Origin of the sequence: Sinorhizobium sp. P24N7 (assembly GCF_042436655.1) — a bacterium.
Classification (GTDB): domain Bacteria; phylum Pseudomonadota; class Alphaproteobacteria; order Rhizobiales; family Rhizobiaceae; genus Sinorhizobium; species Sinorhizobium meliloti_A.
This window is the reverse complement of record NZ_JBHMIW010000010.1, coordinates 99,904-121,500: the sequence shown is the minus strand read 5'-3', so window position 1 is coordinate 121,500 and position 21,597 is coordinate 99,904. Positions and strand designations below refer to the sequence as shown.

The window sequence follows — 21,597 nt, the reverse complement described above, 5'->3', positions numbered from 1 at the left end:
CATGAAAGTGCTCGTGACGGGCTCTGCCGGCAGGGTCGGCTCTTTGGTTGCCAGGAAATTGCTCGAGGCCGGACACCAGGTGAGGGGTTTCGACCTGCGCCCGGCATCGATCGATGATGTCGGCTTTGACGAAGTCGTGGGCGCGTTTGACGACCGGGAGGCGGCGATGCGCGCCTGCGAGGGGAGCGACGCCGTACTCCATCTCGGCGCCTTCATGTCCTGGCTGGCGAGCGACCGCGAGCGGTTGTTCCAGGCGAATGTCGAAGGGACGCGCATCGTGGCCGAGGCGGCCGCCGCGGCAAAGGTCGGCCGCTTCGTCTTTGCCAGCTCCGGGGAGGTCTATCCGGAAAACAGCCCCGCATTCCAGCCGATTACAGAGGATCATCCGAAGGAGCCGCTATCTCCATACGGTCTCACTAAGCTTCTCGGCGAGGAACTGGTGACGTTCCAGGGGCGCGTATCGTCGATGGAGACGGTGATCCTGCGTTTCTCGCATACGCAAAATGCCGACGAGCTGCTCGATCCCGACAGCTTCTTTTCCGGACCGCGCTTCTTTCTTCGCCCTAAGATCAAGCAGCAGGAAACCTTCGGCAACAGGACTGCGGCCGAACTTCTGAGGGCGGCGGATCCGGGGCGGCCGGCACTCGTCCTGACACGCAACGAGAACGGCCGGCCATTCAAGATGCACATCACCGACACCCGCGACATGGCCGGGGGCGTTCTGCTCGCGCTGACCCATCCGAAAGCCGCGGGTGGCGTCTTCAATCTGGGAGCGACCGATCCTGTTGACTTCGCCGAGCTCCTGCCCGTAATGGCCGACAGGATCGGGTGGCCGCTCGTGGCGGTCGATCTTCCCGGCTCCGGCGTGTGGTATCACACTTCCAACCAGCGCATTCGTGAAATGCTCGGTTTCGAATCCGAGTGGCCGATCATGCGAATGCTGGACGAGGCGGTAGCGGCATGGACGACAAGGCAGGCTTAGGCGGGCTTGAAGATCGCGGGGCACCGGCGGGTGCAGCCGCGCTCGCCAAGGGGCTCGCTCTCCTCGATCTCATAGCGGAGGCGCCGAAGGCGCTGCGCTTCGCGGACCTGCAGAAAATGAGCGGCGTGCCGAAGCCGACCCTTGCGCGCATGCTGAAGACGCTGATGGTGTTTCGTCTGATCCGGCAGGACGAAGCAACGGGCGCTTACCTGCTCGGACACCGCTTCATCGAGCTTTCGCATCGCGTGTGGGATAAATTCGACCTCGTCAGCGCCGCCGCCCCCGAACTCGAACGCCTTTCCGCCGAGCTCGGGGAAACTGTCGCACTTTGCCGCCTCGACGGTCACCGCGTGGTCTATCTGGAAGAGCGCTCGAGTGGCGGCCTGGGCGTGCTGATCGCAGTCGGCCGGCGCGTGCCGGTCCACTGCACCGCAGCCGGTAAGGCTCTGCTGGCGTTTCAGGAGCCCTCCTTCGCCCGTTCGTTGGCGGGACAGCTCGTTTATGATCGCTTCACGTCTCAGACCATTACAGATCCGCAGGCGCTCGAGGCCGATCTCGTCCTCACGCGCGCCCGGGGCTATGCCGTTTCCTACGAGGAGCATCTCGCCGGGGTTAATTCCGTCGCCGCTCCGATCGCCGGGCGCGACGGAGTACCGCTCGGGGCACTCGTGGTGCTGGGGCCTGCCTCCCGTCTCGACAGTTCCGCCATCCATCCGGTCGGCCGCGAATTGATGGCTGCGGCGCGACGGATCACCGGCACGGTCGGTGCCGTCGCCATCAGCTCCGGCCCGCGGCCCCGGACGCGTGCGGGAGGACAGAGCGACGTGCAATGCGTCCTGCCCTGGGGCGCCCAACTCGGCGAAGCGCCAGTCTGGGTGGACAGGGAAAAGCGGCTCTATTGGGTGGATATTCTTCACCCGGCCGTGCACCGGTTCGATCCAGTTACCGGCAAAAACGAGACCTGCAACGCAGCCAAGCTCGTCAGTGCCGTCCTTCCGGACAAGGATGGCCGGCTGATCGTCGCCTCGCAGGACGGCGTCGAACGTTTCGACTTCGAGCGCGGCCTGTTCACCCCGTTTGCCGAGCCGGAGCCGGGAGTGCCGGAAAACCGCCTAAATGACGCAAAAGTCGACCCGGATGGCCGGCTTTGGGTCGGATCGATGCGGCTCGATGTGAGCCGGCCGACCGGCAGCCTGTATCGCCTGACGAAGGCCGGTGAAGTCGTCCGCGCCGAGAGCGGTTTCACGGTCGCCAACGGACTGGCCTGGAGTCCCGATGGCTCGACCTTCTACTTCGTCGATACGGTGCCGGGCATCATCTATGCCTATGATTTCGATGCGAGGGAGGGGAGCATCGCCAACCGCCGCGTCTTCGTTACCGTGCCCGAGACGGAGGGGCGCCCGGACGGCCTTGCCGTCGATGCCGATGGCGGCGTCTGGTGTGCGATCTGGGACGGCTGGCGCGTGAACCGCTATCGGCCCGATGGCCGGCTGGACCGAGCCGTCGAACTGCCGGTGCCGCGCCCCACCAGCGTGGCCTTCGGCGGGGACGATCTTGCGACCTTGTTCATCACCAGTGCGCGCACCCGTCTCCCGGCCTCGACGCTGACGGAAGCGCCGCTCTCCGGCGGCATTTTCGCCTGCAATCCTGGTGAGCGCGGCCTGCCCACCTCGCTCTTCGGCGTCTGAGGAAACAGTTGTGAGCGTGTATAAGGACATATTCTCGCTGAAGGGCAGGACAGCTCTGGTGACCGGCTCGAGCCGCGGAATCGGGGCTTCGATCGCACAAGCCTATGCAGCCTATGGCGCGCGCGTGGTTCTGCACGGACAAAAGCCCGGCGCAACGGCCGGGGTCGAACAGGAAATACGCGCTGCCGGCGACGACGCGGTCTCGATCCATGGCGAGCTTTCGCCGCCCGGTGCCGGCCGTCAGTTGATCGCAGCGGCGGAAACGATCGGGGGTCCGCTGGATATTCTGGTCGTCAACGCATCGGCGCAAGTTAATGGGGCGTTCGACGATGTCACGCCGGAAGACTTCGCCGCCCAGGTCGACGTCAACCTGCGATCCACCGTCGAGATGCTTCAAGCGGTGTTGCCCGGCATGGCCGCACGCGGCTGGGGCCGCGTCGTCAACGTCGGCAGCATCAACCAGTTGCGGCCGAAATCCGTCGTTTCGATTTACGCGGCGACCAAGGCGGCACAGCACAATCTGATCCAGAGCCTTGCACGCGATTACGCCGCTCGCGGCGTGCTGCTCAACACCCTTGCGCCGGGCCTCATCGACACGGACCGCAACGCCGCCCGCCGCGACGGCGACCCAGAGGGTTGGGGGAACTACGTCCGGACGCTCAACTGGATGGGACGTGCAGGCACGCCGGACGAAATGGCAGGCGCTGCGCTCTTCCTCGCCTCCGATGCCTGCAGCTTCATGACCGGCGAAGCCATTGTCATGTCGGGTGGGTATTAACAGCTCGGCGTCCGGGTTTCGCTTTCAACATGCCGGCGGGTGTGTCGGAAAAGCAGAGTGTACCGAACGTTACGGACCGGGCGCCATGCATCGGAGATGTTGGCGACGGCTTCCCTGATCTGGAGAACGTCGATGCGTAGTTCGTCGCAATGCCGGTTCTGGTGTCCCTGGGAGCACCCCCCAGCGCGGTATGGTCGCAAGAGGGTGAGGACACAACAGACATGGGGTACTGAGCGCGCGTCATTGTGTTACGGCAACAGGGACGGTAGCAGCCCCATTGACGCCGCCCGAGCAGGTGTCGGTGACGGCGCCCCGGGTACCGGGGCGCGTCATCATCGGCGGCCGCACCGAGGAGCAGTTCTGCGACAGTCTCGCCTCTGCAGAGTTCCCAAAAAGGAGCGGCGTCGGAGGGAGGAATAGAGGCCGCTCTTAGGCTGAGTAGGAGCGACAAACTCTAACCCACTCCTTCTGGGATGGTTCCAATTTGGGAGTGAGCAGCAGCGGCCCTCGCTGCGATCACCCGAGCCTCAGCTTTCTCCATTTGTGATATTGATTTCTCCGTCCCTGCGGGAACAAGGCACAAACAGTTTTGTTAGGCGCTTTTCAAGCAAGGAGGCGGCAATGTTTTTTACGGACGGCAAACTGCAATATCCGGTACGTGTCGACACTCCCGATCCTTTGTTTGCCCGCGCGCTGCAACAGGCGATCGGCGGCATTGAGGGCGAGATTCGCGTCGCCATGCAATATTTCTTCCAGGCTTGCGGGGCACGGGGAGACGCCAAGTTCCGCGACCTCCTGATGAATACTGCCGCGGAGGAGCTTGGCCACATCGAGATGCTGGCGACCGCAGTCGCCCTAAACCTCGAGGGCGCACCCTTGAGCATCCGGGAGGAAGTGGCCGCTGACCCGGTCGGAGGTGCAGTGCTCGGCGGCATCAATCTCAAGAATCTTTTGTCCTCCGGCCTGGCGGCGATGCCGGTGGATTCCGATGGCGTGCCCTTCGACATGTCCCACATCTACGCCAGCGGCAATATTGCTGCCGACATGACCGCCAATGTGGCGGCCGAAGCGACCGGTCGCGTGCTGGCCGTGCGGCTCTACGGAATGACAAGCGATCCCGGCATGAAGGACATGCTGTCCTTCCTCATTGCAAGGGACACCATGCATCAGAACCAATGGCTGGCAGCCTTGGAAGAGCTTGGCGGTCACCAGGGAGCCTTCCCGATCCCAAACAGCTTCCCCCAGGACCAGGAACAACTGGAGTTCAGCTACGCTTTCCTCGGCTTCCAGCAGGACGGTAAGGACGCCGTGGCTGGGCGATGGTCGCAGGGCCAGTCGATCGACGGCAAAGGTAGCTTCAAAGCAGGGCCGACCATGGCGATGGGACAGAAGCCCGTCCTTGCCAGGGCCAAGCCGAACAGCGGCGCCCAGGCGGAGCAGATGTGAGACGGAAGCAAAGCGCCGTGGGGCACGAGAGTGCCGTGGGGAAAGTGGTGACGGGCACGGTGAGCCGCTTCCGTCGCCGTTCCGGTTGGCCGTATCACGGAGGGAATAAGCTTGCCCCGAACACAAAGATCCCGGCGGCATATCGGCTGCTTTGTTCTCGGCCTGGCGATCGGCGGCTTTTCTACGGAATCTTCCTGCACCAGAGCCTGCAATGGCGCCACCTGCTCTCCGGCATGTAGGTCCTTCTGCTCGTTGGCCTCGCGTACTTGTGGCGATAGCACCGCGATTCCGACATATCTCAGTTGGCCGCCGCAACCGCCATTGCTTCGACTTTGAGGGTTTCGGCTGCCTGGTGCACCTTGGCAGCTAACGGGCGAGGATCACCAGACGGTGGTCGGTAGAGCAGTCATCCTTCGTCTGCAATGGCAGAGGCGCCTGGCGGAAACTCCATCTTCAGGATTTGTCTCAGTGTCGCCGCATCCGCCAGAAATGCGGCCGGATCGTCTCCCGCCACGAATTCAAGCATGGCAAAACGCCGCCCGGTCCAGCGCGACGAGGGCATGGCGGCCAGCACGGCTCGCCAGTAGTCGGCGGCGGATGCCAGCGGGAAGCGGTTGCGGTCGCCATCCCAGGCGAAGACATGGAGATGCGAAATGTGCTCGCCGATGCGAGCGATCTCCAAGAGGGCCTCATCGAGCGGGAGCCCGGGGCGCGGCTGCCAGTAGAGATAGACATTCGGGTGCGCGATCGCCTCGATCAGGCGGAGCGCCGACCCGGTCTCGTCCGTCAGGGTCTTTGGGTGATATTCCAGCGAGACCTTGACGCCGTGCCGGGCGGCTTCCGCGGCCATTTCGCGGATCGCATCCGCCGCGACGCGCCGTTCATGGGCGCTGTAATCCCTCGAATCGCGCTGACGCGTGCCCGGCCAGATGCGGATGTTGGAGGCACCAAGCGCGACCGCCGTTGCCAGAGCGGGCTCGAGAACGGAAAGGTCGTCTGACGGCGGCGCGACATAGGAACCGTAGGAGGTCTTGAGATCCGCGCTTTCGCACAGGCGCCGGACAGTGCGGGCGGTGGCCGTATCGCCCGGAGGAACATGGGCGTCTGCCGCCCATTCGATGGCGGCGAGCCGCGCCTTCGCTGCGAGCGTGACGATTTCGCCGGCGGGCAGCTTGCGGAAGGTGACCGTGCAGAGAGCCGGTTCGAAAGCGTTCATGCCATGTGCCCCAGATCCCGCTTGTGGACCTCGAACAGGAGCGGGCTGCCTTCGAGGAACCGCGCGACTTCATCGACCGCCATTTCCCCGAGGCGCGTGCGTTCCAAACCGATGGCGCCCGCAATATGTGGCGTCAGAAATACATTCGGCAGATCGTAAAGCGGTGAGTTTTCGTCGGGGATTTCGGGGTCGGTAACGTCGATCACGGCATTGATCGCGCCCGACTGCAGCTTTTCGATGAGTGCCGCCTCATCCACCAACGCGCCGCGCGCCGTGTTGATCAGCGTCGCGCCGTCCTTCATGAGGGCGAGTTGGCGGTTGTCGATCATGTGCCGGGTTTCGGGCAGCAGCGGCGCGTGCAGCGACACGATATCGGACCGGGCCATCAACGTATCGAGATCGACCTTCTCTGCCATGAGAGCCATGGCTTCGGCGTCGCTGACCAGCGGATCATAGAGCAGCAATCGATAGTCGAGGAGACACAGCAGATCGATCACGCGGCGCCCGATCCGCGACGCCCCGACGATCCCCACGGTACGGCGATGATTTCCGATCGCTTCGCCCTGAAGAATCTGGGTGCGCTCGCGCCCGCGGTCGGCCGCGTAGACATCGCGGAAGCGGAACACCTGCTTGCCCGCGAAAATAACCGCTGCGAGGGTAAACTCGGCGACCGGGACGGCATTGGCCTCCGCCGCGTGGCTGACCTTGACCCCAGCATCGAACACGCTCTCGTCGACGAGCCCCTTGATCGTGCCGGCGGCATGAACGATGAGGCGTAGGCGCGGCGCCCGGGCGAGGACGGCCGCATCGATGAACGGCGCGCCCCAGCCGGTCACCAGGACCTCTGCCTCCGCCAGCAATCGCTGCGACCGCTCATCGGCGAACTCCGTCACCGGGCGTTGATCCGGTATTCGGGCGAAGGCGCCGAGCCGCGCGAAAAGCTCCGGCGTCAGAACATGACGCGTCCTTTCCGGCTGCATCGCAAAGAAGACGGTCGGGAGGGTCATGGCATCGATCCGGGCGCTTGCATGGCGCTGACGGTCAAGCCTTCCGTCCTCAGCGCGTCGAGCGCCTCCATATCGGGCATCGACGGCGGGTTGGACCAGTCGTCGGCAGCGGCGGAAGCGTTGCGGGCGGCGAGCACGGCGCAGGCGAGTATCGTTTCCCCCGTGGGGATTTTGGCCCGCAACTGCGGGACCAGTGTCTTTGCGGCAATCAGATTGGTGTTGGGCGGCGCCTTCTGGACCAGGCCTTCGCGCAGGACGGTCGAGCCGAGATCGCGGATCCCGCTGAAATCTTCCGCGCCGATTGCATGGGCCCTCCCTTCCGCAGCGGCGAGCGTGTCCGCCTCGAAATCCCGTCGGGGAATGGCGAAGCCGCCTTCAGCAGTCTGCAAGGGCCGGGGCGTCGTGATCCGGTGCACGCGCACGTGCCAGGGCGAAGCGGGAACAAGCCACGTCTCGACAACGACGTCCGGCCAGGGGGACCATTCGGAAAACAGCACATCGTCCGCAAGCCGCACCACCTCATTGGCCTCGCGCACCCGGTAATGAATGCCGTCGTCGCTGAATGCCAGCATCGAATCGAAGGCGCCGCCGGCAAATGCCCGTTCGTCGCTCTCGACGCTGAAGGCGTATCGCGTCGAATAGGCGAATTTCGCATATTTCTCCGAGCCGAAACGCATCTGGCGGTTTTCCTGGCCGGAGGAAAGCGCCACCACGTCCCCTCCGACCGGCATCATGACCATGCCCGGATGGCGAAGAGCAACCGGTTCGGCCAGTGGCCGCAGCGGTTCTTCCGCGCTCGTCCAGAAGGGATGGTCTTCGCCGACGCCAAGCGGCAGGAAGGCCTTGAAGGCCCAATAGGGCGAACCGGCCGAATTGTAGTTTTCCGACATCAGGAGGTTCGGATAGCCGTAGCCGATGGAGAGAACGCCGTCCCGATCCGCTATCGGCTTGTCTGCCCACCATCTGAGGTGGCGGAGGCAGAGCCCCTTGATCTCGCCCCAGGGCAGCGCCTCGAGGTCGGCAAAGGCCAGTGCTGCCCAGAAGCCGGCGCAGGCGAAGCGATAGGTGAGACTACGGCCGAAGGGGAGGGTCGCTCCGTCTTCGGCGAACCAGTGGCGGAAATCCCGGGCGAAGGCGACCGCCCGCTCGCGATATCGTTCCGCATGGTCGTCTTCGACGAGGCGCGCATAGATCAGCCCGTAGAAGTGCATGGCAAAGGCGATGTAGTGGTCGACGCGCCGCACATTGCCGTCGCGATACCAGCCGTCCCCTATGTAGAAGCCGTCCAGTTCGGCGAGATAGGCCTTGGTCAGGCTGCGATCGTGCTCGATGCCGAGGCGATCGAGAGCGATGTCGACGAAAACGCGAAAGAACTTCCAGTTATTGTCGGCGTAGTCGAACTTGCGGGCATGGAGGAGATAAGCGACGAGATTGTCTCTTGCACGCCCGCTCAAGGGATCCCACAGTTTCTCCGGCGCCAGCGCCAGGGCGAAGCCGAGGGCGGCAAGCTCCACCATGCGCTGGTCCCGGCCGTTCACTTGTCCCCAATATTCCGGATGTTCAGGGTCGGTGCCGTTGGCGATCCCTTCCGCATAACGGTCCCAATGCGCGAAACTTCCGCCGCCTGCCGCAAAGGGAGCAAGACCCCAGAGAGGCCGCGCGAAGCCTTCCAGATCGGCAGCGGCCCGGTCGAAATGAGCCGCGGCGGCGTCGAGACGGACCCGCGCATTTCCTCTGGAGAAACAGGGGACCAGCGGATCGAAGAGATCGAGCAGCGCGCGCTGCATGTCGCCGCGTGTCTCGAGCGGATTTCCGGCAAGCGGGTTGGCGCTGGCGGGATCATAGGTCATGGGGTGTCTTTCGTGGCAATTGTGCCGCCGGGCACCGGGACGACGGCCTGAGTGACATGCCGGGCGGGCACGCCCGGATGACGGAAGCGAAACTGCATCATAGCGACCGCTTCACGGCCGAGCGCTGCGCGGTCGACGCGCATCGTCGATAGGCGCGGATTGGCCATGTCGGCGCAGGGCAGATCGTCGAAACCGATGATCGCGAAATCGTCCGGTACGCGCCGGCCGAGTTCGGTCACCGCCTCGAGAACGCCGACGGCGATGAAGTCGTTCATGCAGAAAGCCGCGGTGAAACCCTCGTCCTCGGCAAGAGCGGCGAGCGTTGCCGCGTGGGCTTCGGCGCTGGAGTTGTTCGCGAACGGCAGGCGGATGATACGCGCATCGCCGCCATCCACGGAGGCGACGGCCGCTTCGAAGCCGCGCACGCGCTCGCGGATCGTATGTCGATGCGATCCGGTCAGGTGGAGGATACGCCGGTGGCCGGCGTCCAGGAGCATCCGTGTCGCCGCGAAGGCGCCGAAGAAGTTCGGTGGCGAGACACCGTCGAAGCGCAATTGCGGATCGACGCCGTTGACGAGGACGATGGGGGTCCGGCTCTCCACGAGCCATTCCGCAAGAGCCTCGCAGGGATCTATGCCGACCAGGAAAAGCCCTTGCGCACCGACCGATTGCATATGTCCGCCAACGGCTTGCGGCGTCGCCTTCGCCTCGTTCACGAGGCGGATGTCGAAGGACATGCCCTGCTCGGCCGCCTCGGAGCGCAGGCCATCGACAATGCCCTGGTAAAATGCGCTCAGATTGCCGGTAACGCCGTTGCTTGCGATAAGCGCCAGCGTGCGAGGGCCTGCCGCGGCACCGGCTTTGAGAGGGTAGCCGAGGTCGTTGGCGACCTTGAGGATCTGCACCCGGACATCCTCGCTGATACCGGGCTCATTCGCGAGGACGCGTGAGACGGTGGAGACGGAAACGCCTGCGTGCGCGGCAATGTCGGCTTGACGGAGTCTTCGGGAGGGCCTTTCGATCATGGTGCAAACATTGCGCAATCAACGCAAATTTGCAAGAACGAAAAGAAATATTGCGCATGGAAGATTTTTGCATAAGCTCTTGCGCTGATTGGAACCTGCAGCCGCTGGAGGAGAGCGCTGGGCAGGGCAGCACAGGGGAGGACTGGCATGCTACTCAACAGACGCGGTTTTATGGTCGGCGCGGCTGGCGCGGCGACGGGCATCGCCCTCGGTTCCCGTTCCGGCTTTGCCGCCGAAAGCGTGCAGTTGCGCGCGATGTGGTGGGGATCGAACGACCGCTCGAAACGGACATTGGCGGTCGCCAAGCTTTTCGAGGAGAAGTACCCGGATATCAGGATCGTCGGCGAGAGCTTGAGCGGAGACGGGTACTGGACGAAGCTCGCCACGCAGATGGCCGGCCGCGCCATTGCCGATATCTTCCAGCTCGAGCCCAGCACGATTTCCGATTATTCCAAGCGCGGCGCCTGCATGGCGCTCGATCCCTTCATCTCTTCGGCGCTCGAAGTCGACGCCTTCGGCAAGGACGTGCTGAAGTTGACAACGGTGGACGGAAAGCTTTGGGGCATCGGCCTCGGTCTCAATTCCTTCGCGCTGTTCTATGACGCCGATGCCTTCGCCAAAGCTGGCATCACGCCGCCAGGGATCGACACCACTTGGGCGGAATATGCCGACATCGCCGTCGAGATGACCAAGGCGGCCGGCAAGAAGAATGTCTGGGGCGGGCCCTATGGAGCCCGCTATGCCTATGTTTTCGACGCCTGGCTCCGCCAGCGTGGCAGCAGCCTCTACACCGATACCGGCCTTGGATTCGGCGCCGAGGAGGCGAAGGAGTGGTATGCCTATTGGGAGGAACTGCGCAAGCGCGGCGGCACCGTCGGCGCCGATATCCAGACGCTCGACCAGAACACGATCGACACCAATTGCCTGGCGCTCGGCTACTCGGCGATGGGCATGGCCTATTCCAACCAGATGGTCGGCTACCAGCTCATCATGAAAAGCAAGCTCGGTATCGGCATGCTGCCACGTGCCGAAAAGGGCGGCCCCTCCGGCCATTACTATCGCCCTGCGCTGATCTGGAGCATCGGCGCGTCGACGGAAAACGGGGAAGAGGCAGCCAAATTCATCAACTTCTTCGTCAATGATGTCGAGGCCGGCAAGATCCTCGGAGTCGAGCGCGGCGTTCCCATGTCACCGACGGTTCGCGAAGCCATCCTGCCTTCGCTCAACCCCACGGAGACGGAAACGGTGAAATACATCAATGCCCTCAAGGATCAGGTGGGCGGCTATCCGTCGCCGGCGCCGCTCGGATCGACCGAATTCGACCAGCGCGTGCTGCGCCCGATTGCCGACGAGCTCGCCTTCGAGCGGATATCGATTGAAGACGCGGCGACACGGCTGGTGGAGGAAGGCAAGGCCACGGTCCGCGCCGGCTGATCCAGTCAGCGGAATTCGAGTTGCAGACATTCTTGGCATTTGCATGTGATGTGCATGTGGCAGGCTCAACGATCCGTTCGGCAGACGTGTGATTGAGACCTCGGAAGCTGCCGATGCAGCCGTGCGAATTATGGCCGCCTGGCTTTGTCTGTCCTGACAAGTTCGATCGATTGGTGCGCCCTGCGCACATCCATCATTCGCTCGATCGTTTACAGCAGCCGCGAAGACGCGTGATTACGACGTGGAGTGCGACCCTTTAATGACGCGCAGGAGGCAGCATAGAGCGACGTCGCCATCATCGAGGGGCAAGCCAGGAGCGCGTGAAGGTCGACAGGCTCCGAAATCGGAGCGCTTGAACGCTGGTCGAGGGCCGATGACGAGCGGTGTCACCATGATGAGTGCCGTCGCAGCTCGTCTGCAAAGGGTCAGCCCGCGTGACCTCGGCTAAAGGTCTTGAGCTTCGCCTCTTCAATCGCTGCTATGAAAGCGTCTCGTGCTCGGCGCCGCAGGGGCGGCGCCGAGCATCGCGTCTGTGCAGGCGTTCAAAGCAGCAGCGTATGTGCGTCCGTCCATCTTCGGCCAGTTTTTCGCTAAGCCAGGCGAGCTGCAAACGTGGGCGACCACACGATCTGGACACCATCCAGATTGAGAACCGCGACGATCACGCATTCATCCCATGTCTCGTCCATGTTGATATTCCTGTTCTTTTCGGGGTCCTAACCGAGTTCACTCTCAATCGTTCCAGCGCGTCTATCACTGCGTGCGAGGTGCGAAGAGCTATAGGAGGCGCACGACATTTGTGTTGCGCGCCTTGGCTAGATTGAAGCGCAAGTTCGACCGTTTTCGGCTCGCCTGACAGAGACATTCACTAGCCGCTGGAGTATAATCGCCTTTGGCCTGGGACATGGCACCCCGAGCGTGGCAGAACACGAAAACTGGGTGGTCACATGGACGATCCGACCGTGCACAGACGTCTGACGGCCATCCTTGCCGCAGACGTAGTGACCTACAGCCGCCTCATGGCCCGGGATGAGGCAGGTACTCATGCGGCATGGAAATCGCACCGAAAGGACCTAATCGTCCCCAAGATCGCGGAGTATGAGGGGCGTATCGTCAAGCTCACCGGCGATGGATTCCTGGCGGAGTTTCCAAGCGTCGTGAATGCAGTCACCTGCGCTGCCACGGTCCAGCGGTGTATGCTAGAGCGCAATGCGGATGTGCCGCGGCCAAGCCGGATCGAGCTTCGCATGGGCATCAATCTTGGCGACGTAATCGTTGAAAGCGACGACATTTTCGGGGACGGCGTCAACGTGGCTGTGCGCCTCGAAAAAATTGCGGCGCCGGGCGGTATCGCCGTATCTGCGGCCGTGCGAGATAACGTTGGCAATAGGCTCGATCTTCGATTTGAGGACATGGGCGAACAGGCGCTCAAGAACATCGACCGGCCAGTGCGCGCCTATAGCATTTCTCTGGATTTTCCTGTGGCTCAAAAAACGGTCGGCTCGGATACAGGCAGCCAAGACCCTTGGGAGATCGAGAAGCCGTCCATCGCGGTGCTGCCCTTCAACAATATAAGCGGTGACCCTGAGCAAGAATATTTCAGCGACGGGATCACGGAGGACATCATCACCGACCTGTCGAAAATCTCCGGCCTGTTCGTTGTCGCCCGCAATACGGCATATACCTACAAGAATAAGCCGGTGAAGGTGCAGCAGGTGAGCCAGGATCTCAGGGTGGGCTATATCCTAGAAGGAAGCGTGCGTAGGGTCGGCTCTCGTGTGCGCGTCACCGCGCAACTCGTCGAGGGCAAGGGCGGTGGTCATCTCTGGGCCGATCGCTACGACTGGGACCTCACCGAAATCTTCGCCCTTCAAGACGAGATCACCCATACCATTGTGGACCACTTGAAGGTCAAGCTGCTTCCGGAGGAGAAAAAGGACATCGGTCGAGTGCCTACCGGGAACTTCGAGGCCTATGCGTATTACCTTAGAGGACGGCAATTCCTGCACTGGCACTCAAAGTCGCATTATGTTCTGGCGAAGCGTATGTTCGCCATGGCGGTCGCACTCGACCCGCATTATGCACGGGCATACGCCGGAATTGCTGATTGCGACTCCTTCCTCTTCCTACACTACAACGCTGACGTGTCGATCGACGGCATTTTGGCCACCAGCGCAAAGGCGCTGGATCTTGAGAGCGGTCTCGCAGAAGCGCACGCTTCACTTGGCCTCGCCCTGTCGCTTCGCGAGCGACATTCGGAAGCGATGGCGGAGTTCGATCAGGCCATCGCCCTCGATCCCGATCTGTTTGAGGCCCATTATTTCTATGCCCGCGCCTGCTTCACCCAGGGTAAACTGGACGAAGCGGCCAGGCTTTTCCAGCGCGCCGCAGACATCAAACCTGACGATTACCAGGCCTTACTTGTGCTCATTAACGTTCTCCGCTCGCTCGGGCGCGAGCAGGAAATGAATACCGCGGCGCGGGAAGGCGTCGCGCGCGCCGAGCGTGAGCTCATGATGCGTCCGGAAAATCCAAGACCCGCCTATTTGGGAGCTGTGGGGCTTGCGGCACTTGGTGAGCTTGATCGCGCTAAGGAATGGGCGGGACGAGCTTTGGCGATCGATCCCGACGATCGCCTGGCCAAATATAATGTGGCTTGCTTTTACTCGCTCCAGGGCGAGCCTGATCGGGCGATCGACTTGCTAGTCGAGCTTCTCCCGGGGGCCACCCATGAAACAAAGAGGTGGGTAAAATACGACTCGGATCTCGACCCGGTCCGTAGTCATCCGCGTTTCCCCGAGGTACTTGAGCTCCTCGGGTGACAGATACTCCCGGCGATGATTTTTCGGCAACTTAGGCGAAGAGCAGGTCGAATGAGCTCTTGGGGTTGGCTTAAGACGTCCAAGTGCACCGCGAAAGGTTTAGCGGACGCATCGGGAACATCTACGAAACGCTCTGGCCAACCCTCGTCGAAAGACGATTCACCTTTCCGGACCTCCGGGACCGATATGCCGGACATGTATTCGTTGCCGGCAACCTGCGACCGGCCGGCAACGTCCGCACCCCGCCAGATGCACCAACGACTCCCGGAGTCCCAAGGGCCTGCCGCCCCGCAAATCTCGCCAGCCTCGCTACAACGGCACGCCCCCTTCGCTGAGATGGCTATTTGAAAACCATGCTGATCTCGCGAAGGCATTCGCGCAGCGCTTCCCAGCAGCAACTGGCGCGACTCTGCAGACGACAACAAACAAGAGATTGGCCGATTGGCCCGACTTTCGGCAAATTGATGCAGGCGGCCAGCGATGCGTTCCGCGTCTTCGTCAGAGATGGGATTCGCCACATTAGGCCCGGACTGGTAGTGAAAGCGGACGACGATGGCAAACGTACCACTCTTGCCTCGCTGAAGGTACACGACGGTCGGCTGGTTGAATGGGCCGCGACGCAGAAGGGCACCGACTCGCCCCTTGATCGCGTGAAGTCTGGCCTAACTAGCCAAGCGTCGCGACGTGATCCGATGCTCTATTTAAGCAGAGCGACTGCGCCTTCGCCGATGCACGCGTCGCCCTTGCCAAGGAACGTGTCCTACAGAACGGTCCTGCTACCTATGCTCGATCCCACTGACCGGCGTCGAAGCAATCGTGAGCTGCTGCGTAGCCTCGGCGTCGACTGCTCGGTTCGTCTCGACAAACTGCCGGTGCCTGCAACAAAGTGCGATAACGCCGTTGCAAACGGCGCTGGATTTCTGGGTGGCGTGTCATGTCCGAGCGGCAATTCGTCACGCGGTGCACAAGCGTGGTACGCTCCCGAATTCAGCAGGGCGACTTCGCAGCGGTGCTCAAAGAAGTCGCCGCGCGCGGCACGTTGAAATGCATTGGCTTACGCCTTGGTTAAAGCGACGCACACGCCGATCGAGCCGGCAAGGCTGCGCTCGTCGATGCCGCGAAAGTGATGGCTGCCGCGAACGATAATAAAAAGGTAGCGCAGCACGTGCGTTCGTGGCGCGATTTGACGTGATCCGTATGAAGGGATGAAATCCAATGCCCGCCTCGTGCGGGCGTTTTCCTTTCCGTCGGTGTGATCGCGACGGGACTCTGTGCCGCGTGCGAGCTTGGGGGTAACTATACGGCGCCATAGAACATAAGTACGCCCCTAATCAGAGGAACGGTGCTTCTTTGCGGAGGCCGCAGCGAGGTCCACAGATTTGATTCTGTTTTTGCTCCAGTGCATCGCGATTATCGGCGCGAGGTGCCGCAATTTTTATTGCCTACGCCGAGGCCGATCTTAGTGCCGCGCATATCCGCGAGTTGTCAGTGGTTCGTCATGCGCATCTCGGTCGGGATTTGCCACCTGCCAGCACATATACGCTGGCAGCGTACTGTCTACAGCGGTCGGCAATCCCGGTCTACAGCGGTCGGCAATCCCGCCTATCGTACCACCTCCCTCTCTAAGATGCGCACCCCCTGTGGTCACTAATATGTCAGTACCGCCACCTCGGCGCGCGCTTGGCATTGTGAAGCAACTCCGAAGCCTCCGCGAAATCGCCAAAAAGGCTGGTCAAGCGCTTCTCCTCCTCTTGAGGCAAGCGTTGCTGCCGGCAAAAAACGTGTATGTTCCATACCTTAGTAGTAGTTTGCTTAAAAAACTTATCGGCTTCAACGCGTTCTACCATCTTGCTCCTCCCAAAGCCAAGGAGGTTAGCCTATGCTACTTAAGTCTAATAAAGCAAGAACTAACTAAGTAATACTTATTGCCTGATCGTGATGGCTGCGATTAGTAGCTGACGCTAGAAAGATCTGCAGTGAAGTTGATGCCAGGTGCTGGCGGCGACGTCCCTTTGGCCAAGATGCTGTGGTCGGAAACACCCCCATGGGGATTTATGGTGACCTTCTCGACTCCGAAAACCGACGTGATGCCGTTGTGCGTCGTTGGGCGGTTTGTGGTTACGGCGGACGTCAGCCGGTCGCCTTCGGTCGCGTACTGACCCGACATATATAACCCGGCGTCCACCTGATATCTTGCCGTGGGTAGCGTGACGCTGGATGTCGCATTGCCTCAAGCAAAATGTTACCGATAGTGTTGATGCTCCCGATGGGATGGTCATGGTTCGCTGTCCCGGCTCGGGGGATGGATGGCACGGCGGATCAGCATGGCGACACGGACGGAACTGATTGAAGCAATCATCGAGCGTTATCGATCGAGCTGTCGCGCTGACAAGCATAGAATCCTAGATGAGTTCGTCGCGGTTACCGGCTACCACCGCAAGCATGCGATCAGAGTGCTCCGCCATCGTAGGTCCGAGCCGCCTTCCGCTAGGCAGCATGTTGTCCAGTATGGTCCCGACGTCAGGGAAGCGCCGGTGGCTCTATGGGAAGCGTCCGATCGTCTTTGCTCGAAACGCCTGAAGCCGCTGATTCCGATTTTACTGCCCGCCCTCGAGCGTCACGGCCGGCTCGAGCTGAACAGCGAGCTTCGCGATAAACTGCTAATGGTCAGTGCAGCGACGATGGATCGGTTGCTGTCAGGGGTACGTGTGGTGGCTCGCGGTGGCCAGCGTCGGCGTGCCGGAATGAGTTCCGCGGTTCGCCGGTCGGTCCCGGTGCGCACATTCGGGGACTGGAACGATCCGTTGCCCGGTTACGTCGAAGTCGATTTCGTGGCCCATTCGGGTACCTCTTCGTCCGGCAGCTTCGCGCAGACGATGGTGCTGACCGATATCGCCACGGGCTGGACCGAGTGCGTGCCGGTGCGGACGCGCGAAAGCGGCCTCGTGATCGCTGCCATCAAGCAGGCCCGCTCGCAGTTTCCATTTCCGCTGCTTGGCGTCGACTTCGACAATGACAGCGCCTTCATGAACGAACTGGTGGTCTGCTGGTGTCGAAGCCAGGGCTTGGAGGTGACCCGTTCGCGCGCGTATCGAAAGAACGATCAAGCCTGGGTCGAGCAGAAGAACGGTGCGATCGTGCGACGGCTGGTCGGTTACGGAAGGTTCGTCGGCGCGGAGGCGACGACAGCGTGGCTCGCCTCTATGAGGTGGTGCGTCTGCATGGCAACCTGTTCCAACCTTCGTTCAAGTTGCGGGAGAAGACGCGGATCGGCGCTCGTGTCATCAAACGCTACCATCCGCCCGTGCCGCCTGTTGCGCGGGTGCTGGCCCATTCCGGTGTGGCCGAGGCCGACAAGGATCGGCTGAAGGCGATGTTGGAAAGCGCGGATCCAGTGATACTGTTTGCCGGGATCCGCGCCGCCCAGGAGGAGCTCGGAAGGCGGGTCGATCGGCGTGGCCTAAACGCCAGATCCGAAGAACCGGTCGCCGTCGATCTGCAACGCTTCACCTTGAGCCTGAAGACCGCCTGGCAGGTTGGGGAGAAACGGCCGACACATCGGAGGCCATATCGTCGGACCAAGCCTTACCCGAAAAGGCAGAGCATGCTGGAGCCATTCGAGCCCCAGATTCGAGCGTGGCTTGAGGCGGATCCGGCGGTCTCGGCAGCCTCGGTCCTAGAGCGTCTAATGAGCGCCGATCCGTCACGCTTCACGAAGAAAAGCCTGCGGACGGTGCAAATGGCCGTCAAGGCTTGGCGCATCGAAACAGCCGGGCAGATTATTCGCGATGGAGACTGGATGAAGCGCGCGCCGTTATCTTCTCCCGTCGCGGCAGGAGAAGATAACGGCCATCTCAGCGCACCAAACTTCGGTAACATTCCTGGGTGAGGCAATAGGAGGGGTCAGTTTTTCATTTCGCCCGACACCTCGACCACACGTTCGGGGATGAGGCTGCGTGTTCGTTAAGTCCCGGACACCGATCAGTAAGTCCCCGCACAGCTATTCCGCGAAGATTCCATGGGGAGTGAATAGCGGCCGGCGCTCTGGCAAGGTGAGGCTGCTCATAGGTCAGGAGAGGTTGCTTCAGGCGGATGGTCTGGCTCGGCCAATGTCGGTAGTGGCTCAACCGGCCTTGCTGCTAAAGCTTTGAGGTCTTCGGCCAGGCCGGCAAGCTGCGCCGCAAAGTCCAGAAGGTCCGCAGCGGCACACTGTGCTGCGACTTCAGAAAGGTCCGGAGCCGGTTCAGCATCGCCGGCGCTTCTCGCTTCGCGATCGTCCATGTCCCAATCCCTTAACAACGGTGCTGGGTCAACGGCGAGGCCCGCCCACGGCTGCGGCCGGTGACGAGCCTCCCGAGCCGCCTACGAGGTGTGAGACGACCAGTTGCATTCTAAGCCGGACCAATTCGGCCCGCCATTAGCCAGTGTGGCTTAGTCCCGCTGAGCATTTTCAACAACTATCAGGAGTTACCATTGAGCGGCATCACCCCTCAGCACGTTCGCGACGCCGCAAAGGGCAGAGTGAACGAGATCAATCTTGCGTCCGTGCTGGTCGCTTTGGACAGATATGGAGATGTGTTCGGGGGGTGCGGCGCCTGTGTCAGGCACTACCCGGGCGGGGCCCGTCGCTGGAGGCAGGCGCCAGGCCTCTAACTGCCCCGTCCGCTGCGAGACGGCAGGACGGCTGCGCGGCGTTACCACAATGCGCCGGCAGTCTCAGCCTATTGCGGCTAAACCAAAGCCACGATCAGAGAAATCCATGAACAAGACTGTGCCGTCTCTGCAGCGTCAACCATTCTTGACATAAAGACCCGCGATCCGGGCGGGGATCACGGGTCAGCCGTACGCACGACACCAGGTGTATTTTGGGCGAGGCTCGTCGCCTTCTGCGGATAGTAACGAGCCTCTGGTCGCCTTAAATTAGGCGGCTGCTAACAGAAGCAAACCACAGAATAAGCTCCGGCAACCATTCAGCTGTTTGGCTTAATCCGCTCGTTCTTACGGCGAAGAGGATATCCCTTACGCCGTGGAGGTGAAGCCACAGGCACACTCCCATCGAGTAAACCAGGAGATACGATGAGCGACATAACCGCTAAGCAGGTTCGCGATGCGGCAAAGGGCAGAGTGAACGAGAACCATCTTGCATCCGCCTGTGTCAAGCGACACGAGGAATTGACCCCTTTGCCGACATCAGGAATTGACCCCCTTTACTGGCTGGACGTTTCGTTGGGTTCAAGCGCCGCTCCGGTCTTCTGCAGAAGGCCGGAGCGGCGCTTTTCGCGAAGCCGGTAGCTGTCGCCCCGGATGGTGATGACCGCGGAATGATGAAGCAAGCGGTCCAGGATCGCCGTGGCGACGACGGGGTCCCCGAAGACACCTCCCCATTCGCCGACGGATCTGTTTGAGGTGATCAGGATCGAGCCCTTCTCATAGCGCCGGGACACCAACTGGAAGAACAGGTGGGCGGCATTGGCCTCGAAGGGCAGATAGCCCAATTCATCGATGATCAGCAGTTTCGGCCGCGACAGAAGCGTCAACTGCTTGTCGAGCAAGCCGTCGCTATGGGCCTTGGCCAACGTCGCCACCAACGTCGCCGCCGTGATGAACTGCACGTTGTAGTTCTGGCGGATCGCCTCGCGGCCGAGGCTGACGGCAAGATGCGTCTTACCCGTTCCGGGAGGGCCAAGGAGCAAGAGCGTGTCGCCATGCGCAATCCAGCGGCAGGTCGCAAGCTCCCGGATCTGCCCTTGATCCAGCGAAGGCTGGGCATCGAAGTCGAAGCCATCCAGCTCGCGTACGAAGGGGAACTGGGCGATCTTGCTCGACATGGAGATACGCGCTCATCACGCCGGGCGATCTCCCGCGATACCAGGAAGCCCAGAGCCTCGCGCAGGTTCATCTTCGAGCGAGCCGCCTCGTCGAGCAGCGTGTCGAGCTGGTCGCGGATCGCCGTCAGCTTCAGCCGGTCGAGCGTTGCGATGAGCAGGTCATGGTCCACGTTCGTCATCACCAGCCTCCTCCGACAACGGCTTCATATTCCGCAAGCGGCCGCAGCAGCGCCGCGGGCGCGATCTCGATCGGCGCCAGGCGCACGGGTCCCTCGACACCGGCAATGCCGACAAAATGGGATCGGTCGACAATCCGTTGCCGTCGCCCTCGGTTCAGGGCATGGTCGGCCACAACCTGGCCCGCATGGCGAATGATCACGCGACCGGCCAGCACCACGACCTGGACACTCTCGCCGATCAGGCGCCAGGGCACCGAATAGCTGTTCGTGTCGAGATCGATGGCGCAGTCGGCCTGAACCTTGCGGACCAGATCCCGCAACTGCCCGAACGCAGCCCTGCCGGAAAGCGGACGTAGCGCCCCGGCCTCCGCAGCAAAGCGTTCCGCCGGCGCAACACCGGTGGTGCCGTGTTCCCGCTGGTCGGCAACCTCGCGCGTCCACCGATCCAAATGCGCCTCGAATGCCGCCCAGGTCTCGAAGCGGCGGCCGGCGATCGCGTTCTTCTTGACATAGCCGACTCCGCGCTCGTCCTTGCCCTTTGTGCGCGCCCGATACGGAGCGCAGGCGCGCGGCCTGAAGCCCCAGTAACGGGCAAAGGCGTGGAGCCGGGCATTGAACCTGACCTCGCGTGTCACCGCATCATGGTGCTCGACCAGCGCCTTCGCATTGTCGATCAGCACTTCCGCGGGAACGCCGCCAAAGCGCAGGAAAGCGCCCTCCATCCCCTCGAACCAGTCCGTCTGCCGCTGCCGCTGCGAAGCCCGGATATGCAGCCGGCGCGAATAGCCGAGCGTGGCGACAAACACATGAATCCGCACCCGCTCGCCGCCGATCCAGACCCGCGTGTCGCCGAAATCGATCTGCATCTGATGGCCAGGCGCCGTCTCATAGCGCACCGTCGCCCGCTTCTGCGCTTTCAGTTCACGCCGCCATTCCCGAACCCGGCGCTCCACCTGCCGTAGGCTGATGGCGATCCCGTGCTCGCTTTCCAGCTCCTGGCGAATGACGTCCGCGTTGCCTTCGTGGCGGAAGAAGCGCTCCCGCAACCACTCATCCAGACCATCCAGCGCCGACGCGCGCGGGCGTCCTTTGTAAGCAATAATCCCGCCTTCCCGAAGATAACGGCGAACCGTATTGCGGGCGCACTTGAATTCCTTCGCTATCCGTTTGGCTCCCCAGCCACTCTTATGCAGACGCACCATCGACATCACTTCGTCAGGTTCAAGCATCGCATCTCCCCGCATCCCTCTCGGCAATGCAGGATTCATCGAATTCTCAATCGACATCTATTCCTCCTCTCTAACGAGAGGGGTCAGTTCTTTATGTCGCTAGGGGGTCAATT

The 21,597-nt window shown here is 62.0% G+C and carries 15 protein-coding genes and 2 pseudogenes; 7 read left to right on the top strand and 10 right to left on the bottom strand.

The window, feature by feature from the left end; genetic code table 11:
* The first annotated feature begins 1 nt into the window (after position 1).
* The 4 genes from ACFHWW_RS18900 to ACFHWW_RS18885 all read left to right on the top strand — a co-directional run bounded on the left by ACFHWW_RS18900 (position 2) and on the right by ACFHWW_RS18885 (position 4,894).
* Positions 2-982 carry an NAD-dependent epimerase/dehydratase family protein gene (locus ACFHWW_RS18900; protein ID WP_379940023.1) on the top strand — a complete coding sequence of 327 codons (981 nt, stop codon included), beginning with the start codon at positions 2-4 and terminating at the stop codon, positions 980-982.
* Entirely contained in the window at positions 961-2,670 is a 1,710-nt protein-coding gene (locus ACFHWW_RS18895; protein ID WP_275598837.1) for an SMP-30/gluconolactonase/LRE family protein, read from the top strand. The genes ACFHWW_RS18900 and ACFHWW_RS18895 overlap by 22 nt, the downstream gene beginning before the upstream one ends.
* 10 nt (positions 2,671-2,680) lie before the next feature.
* Positions 2,681-3,448, top strand: coding sequence for an SDR family NAD(P)-dependent oxidoreductase (locus tag ACFHWW_RS18890; protein ID WP_379940021.1), 768 nt, complete (start codon positions 2,681-2,683; stop codon positions 3,446-3,448).
* Positions 3,449-4,069: 621 nt separating this feature from the next.
* The gene (locus ACFHWW_RS18885) at positions 4,070-4,894 is read left to right on the top strand and encodes a manganese catalase family protein (protein WP_379940019.1); all 825 of its coding nucleotides are present in this window, start codon (positions 4,070-4,072) and stop codon (positions 4,892-4,894) included.
* Positions 4,895-5,300: 406 nt separating this feature from the next.
* Here the strand turns inward: ACFHWW_RS18885 and ACFHWW_RS18880 are convergent, their stop codons facing one another.
* From ACFHWW_RS18880 to ACFHWW_RS18865, 4 genes are read right to left on the bottom strand one after another with little or no spacing between them, the layout of a single operon-like run.
* Positions 5,301-6,110 (bottom strand): sugar phosphate isomerase/epimerase family protein, encoded by an 810-nt coding sequence (locus ACFHWW_RS18880; protein WP_379940016.1) that lies wholly within the window; start codon positions 6,108-6,110, stop codon positions 5,301-5,303.
* Entirely contained in the window at positions 6,107-7,117 is a 1,011-nt protein-coding gene (locus ACFHWW_RS18875) for a hydroxyacid dehydrogenase (protein WP_379940014.1), read from the bottom strand. The genes ACFHWW_RS18880 and ACFHWW_RS18875 overlap by 4 nt, the downstream gene beginning before the upstream one ends.
* Entirely contained in the window at positions 7,114-8,967 is a 1,854-nt protein-coding gene (locus tag ACFHWW_RS18870; protein WP_379940012.1) for a DUF2264 domain-containing protein, read from the bottom strand. Before ACFHWW_RS18870 ends, ACFHWW_RS18875 begins: the two co-directional genes overlap by 4 nt.
* Positions 8,964-9,992 (bottom strand): LacI family DNA-binding transcriptional regulator, encoded by a 1,029-nt coding sequence (locus ACFHWW_RS18865; RefSeq protein WP_379940010.1) that lies wholly within the window; start codon positions 9,990-9,992, stop codon positions 8,964-8,966. The genes ACFHWW_RS18870 and ACFHWW_RS18865 overlap by 4 nt, the downstream gene beginning before the upstream one ends.
* A gap of 147 nt (positions 9,993-10,139) precedes the next feature.
* Here ACFHWW_RS18865 and ACFHWW_RS18860 point away from each other — a divergent pair, with 147 nt between their 5' ends.
* On the top strand, positions 10,140-11,426 hold the full coding sequence (locus ACFHWW_RS18860) for an ABC transporter substrate-binding protein (RefSeq protein ID WP_379940008.1): 1,287 nt from the start codon (positions 10,140-10,142) through the stop codon (positions 11,424-11,426).
* A 425-nt stretch (positions 11,427-11,851) separates the two neighbouring features.
* On the opposite strand, the pseudogene ACFHWW_RS18855 reads toward ACFHWW_RS18860, so the two are convergent.
* Positions 11,852-12,115 (bottom strand): annotated as a pseudogene (locus tag ACFHWW_RS18855) (DUF982 domain-containing protein).
* Between the two features lie 258 nt (positions 12,116-12,373).
* On the opposite strand from ACFHWW_RS18855, the gene ACFHWW_RS18850 reads away from it, so the two are divergent.
* On the top strand, positions 12,374-14,248 hold the full coding sequence (locus tag ACFHWW_RS18850; RefSeq protein ID WP_379940006.1) for a TPR end-of-group domain-containing protein: 1,875 nt from the start codon (positions 12,374-12,376) through the stop codon (positions 14,246-14,248).
* A gap of 1,655 nt (positions 14,249-15,903) precedes the next feature.
* Here the strand turns inward: ACFHWW_RS18850 and ACFHWW_RS18845 are convergent.
* Positions 15,904-16,095, bottom strand: coding sequence for a hypothetical protein (locus tag ACFHWW_RS18845; protein ID WP_324764036.1), 192 nt, complete (start codon positions 16,093-16,095; stop codon positions 15,904-15,906).
* A 965-nt stretch (positions 16,096-17,060) separates the two neighbouring features.
* On the bottom strand, positions 17,061-17,207 hold the full coding sequence (locus ACFHWW_RS18840) for a hypothetical protein (protein ID WP_379940004.1): 147 nt from the start codon (positions 17,205-17,207) through the stop codon (positions 17,061-17,063).
* Between the two features lie 231 nt (positions 17,208-17,438).
* On the opposite strand from ACFHWW_RS18840, the gene ACFHWW_RS18835 reads away from it, so the two are divergent.
* Positions 17,439-18,137, top strand: a complete 699-nt coding sequence (locus tag ACFHWW_RS18835; protein ID WP_379940002.1) for a hypothetical protein — start codon at positions 17,439-17,441, stop codon at positions 18,135-18,137.
* A gap of 173 nt (positions 18,138-18,310) precedes the next feature.
* Here ACFHWW_RS18835 and ACFHWW_RS18830 read toward each other — a convergent pair whose 3' ends face one another.
* From ACFHWW_RS18830 to istA, 3 genes and pseudogenes are all read right to left on the bottom strand, one after another.
* Positions 18,311-18,529 carry a hypothetical protein gene (locus ACFHWW_RS18830; protein ID WP_379940000.1) on the bottom strand — a complete coding sequence of 73 codons (219 nt, stop codon included), beginning with the start codon at positions 18,527-18,529 and terminating at the stop codon, positions 18,311-18,313.
* Positions 18,530-19,455: 926 nt separating this feature from the next.
* Positions 19,456-20,255 (bottom strand): annotated as a pseudogene (gene istB, locus ACFHWW_RS18825) (IS21-like element helper ATPase IstB).
* Complete coding sequence (istA, locus tag ACFHWW_RS18820) at positions 20,255-21,541, bottom strand: IS21 family transposase (protein ID WP_379939998.1); 1,287 nt, start codon at positions 21,539-21,541, stop codon at positions 20,255-20,257. Before istA ends, istB begins: the two are co-directional and overlap by 1 nt.
* Positions 21,542-21,597: the final 56 nt, after the last annotated feature.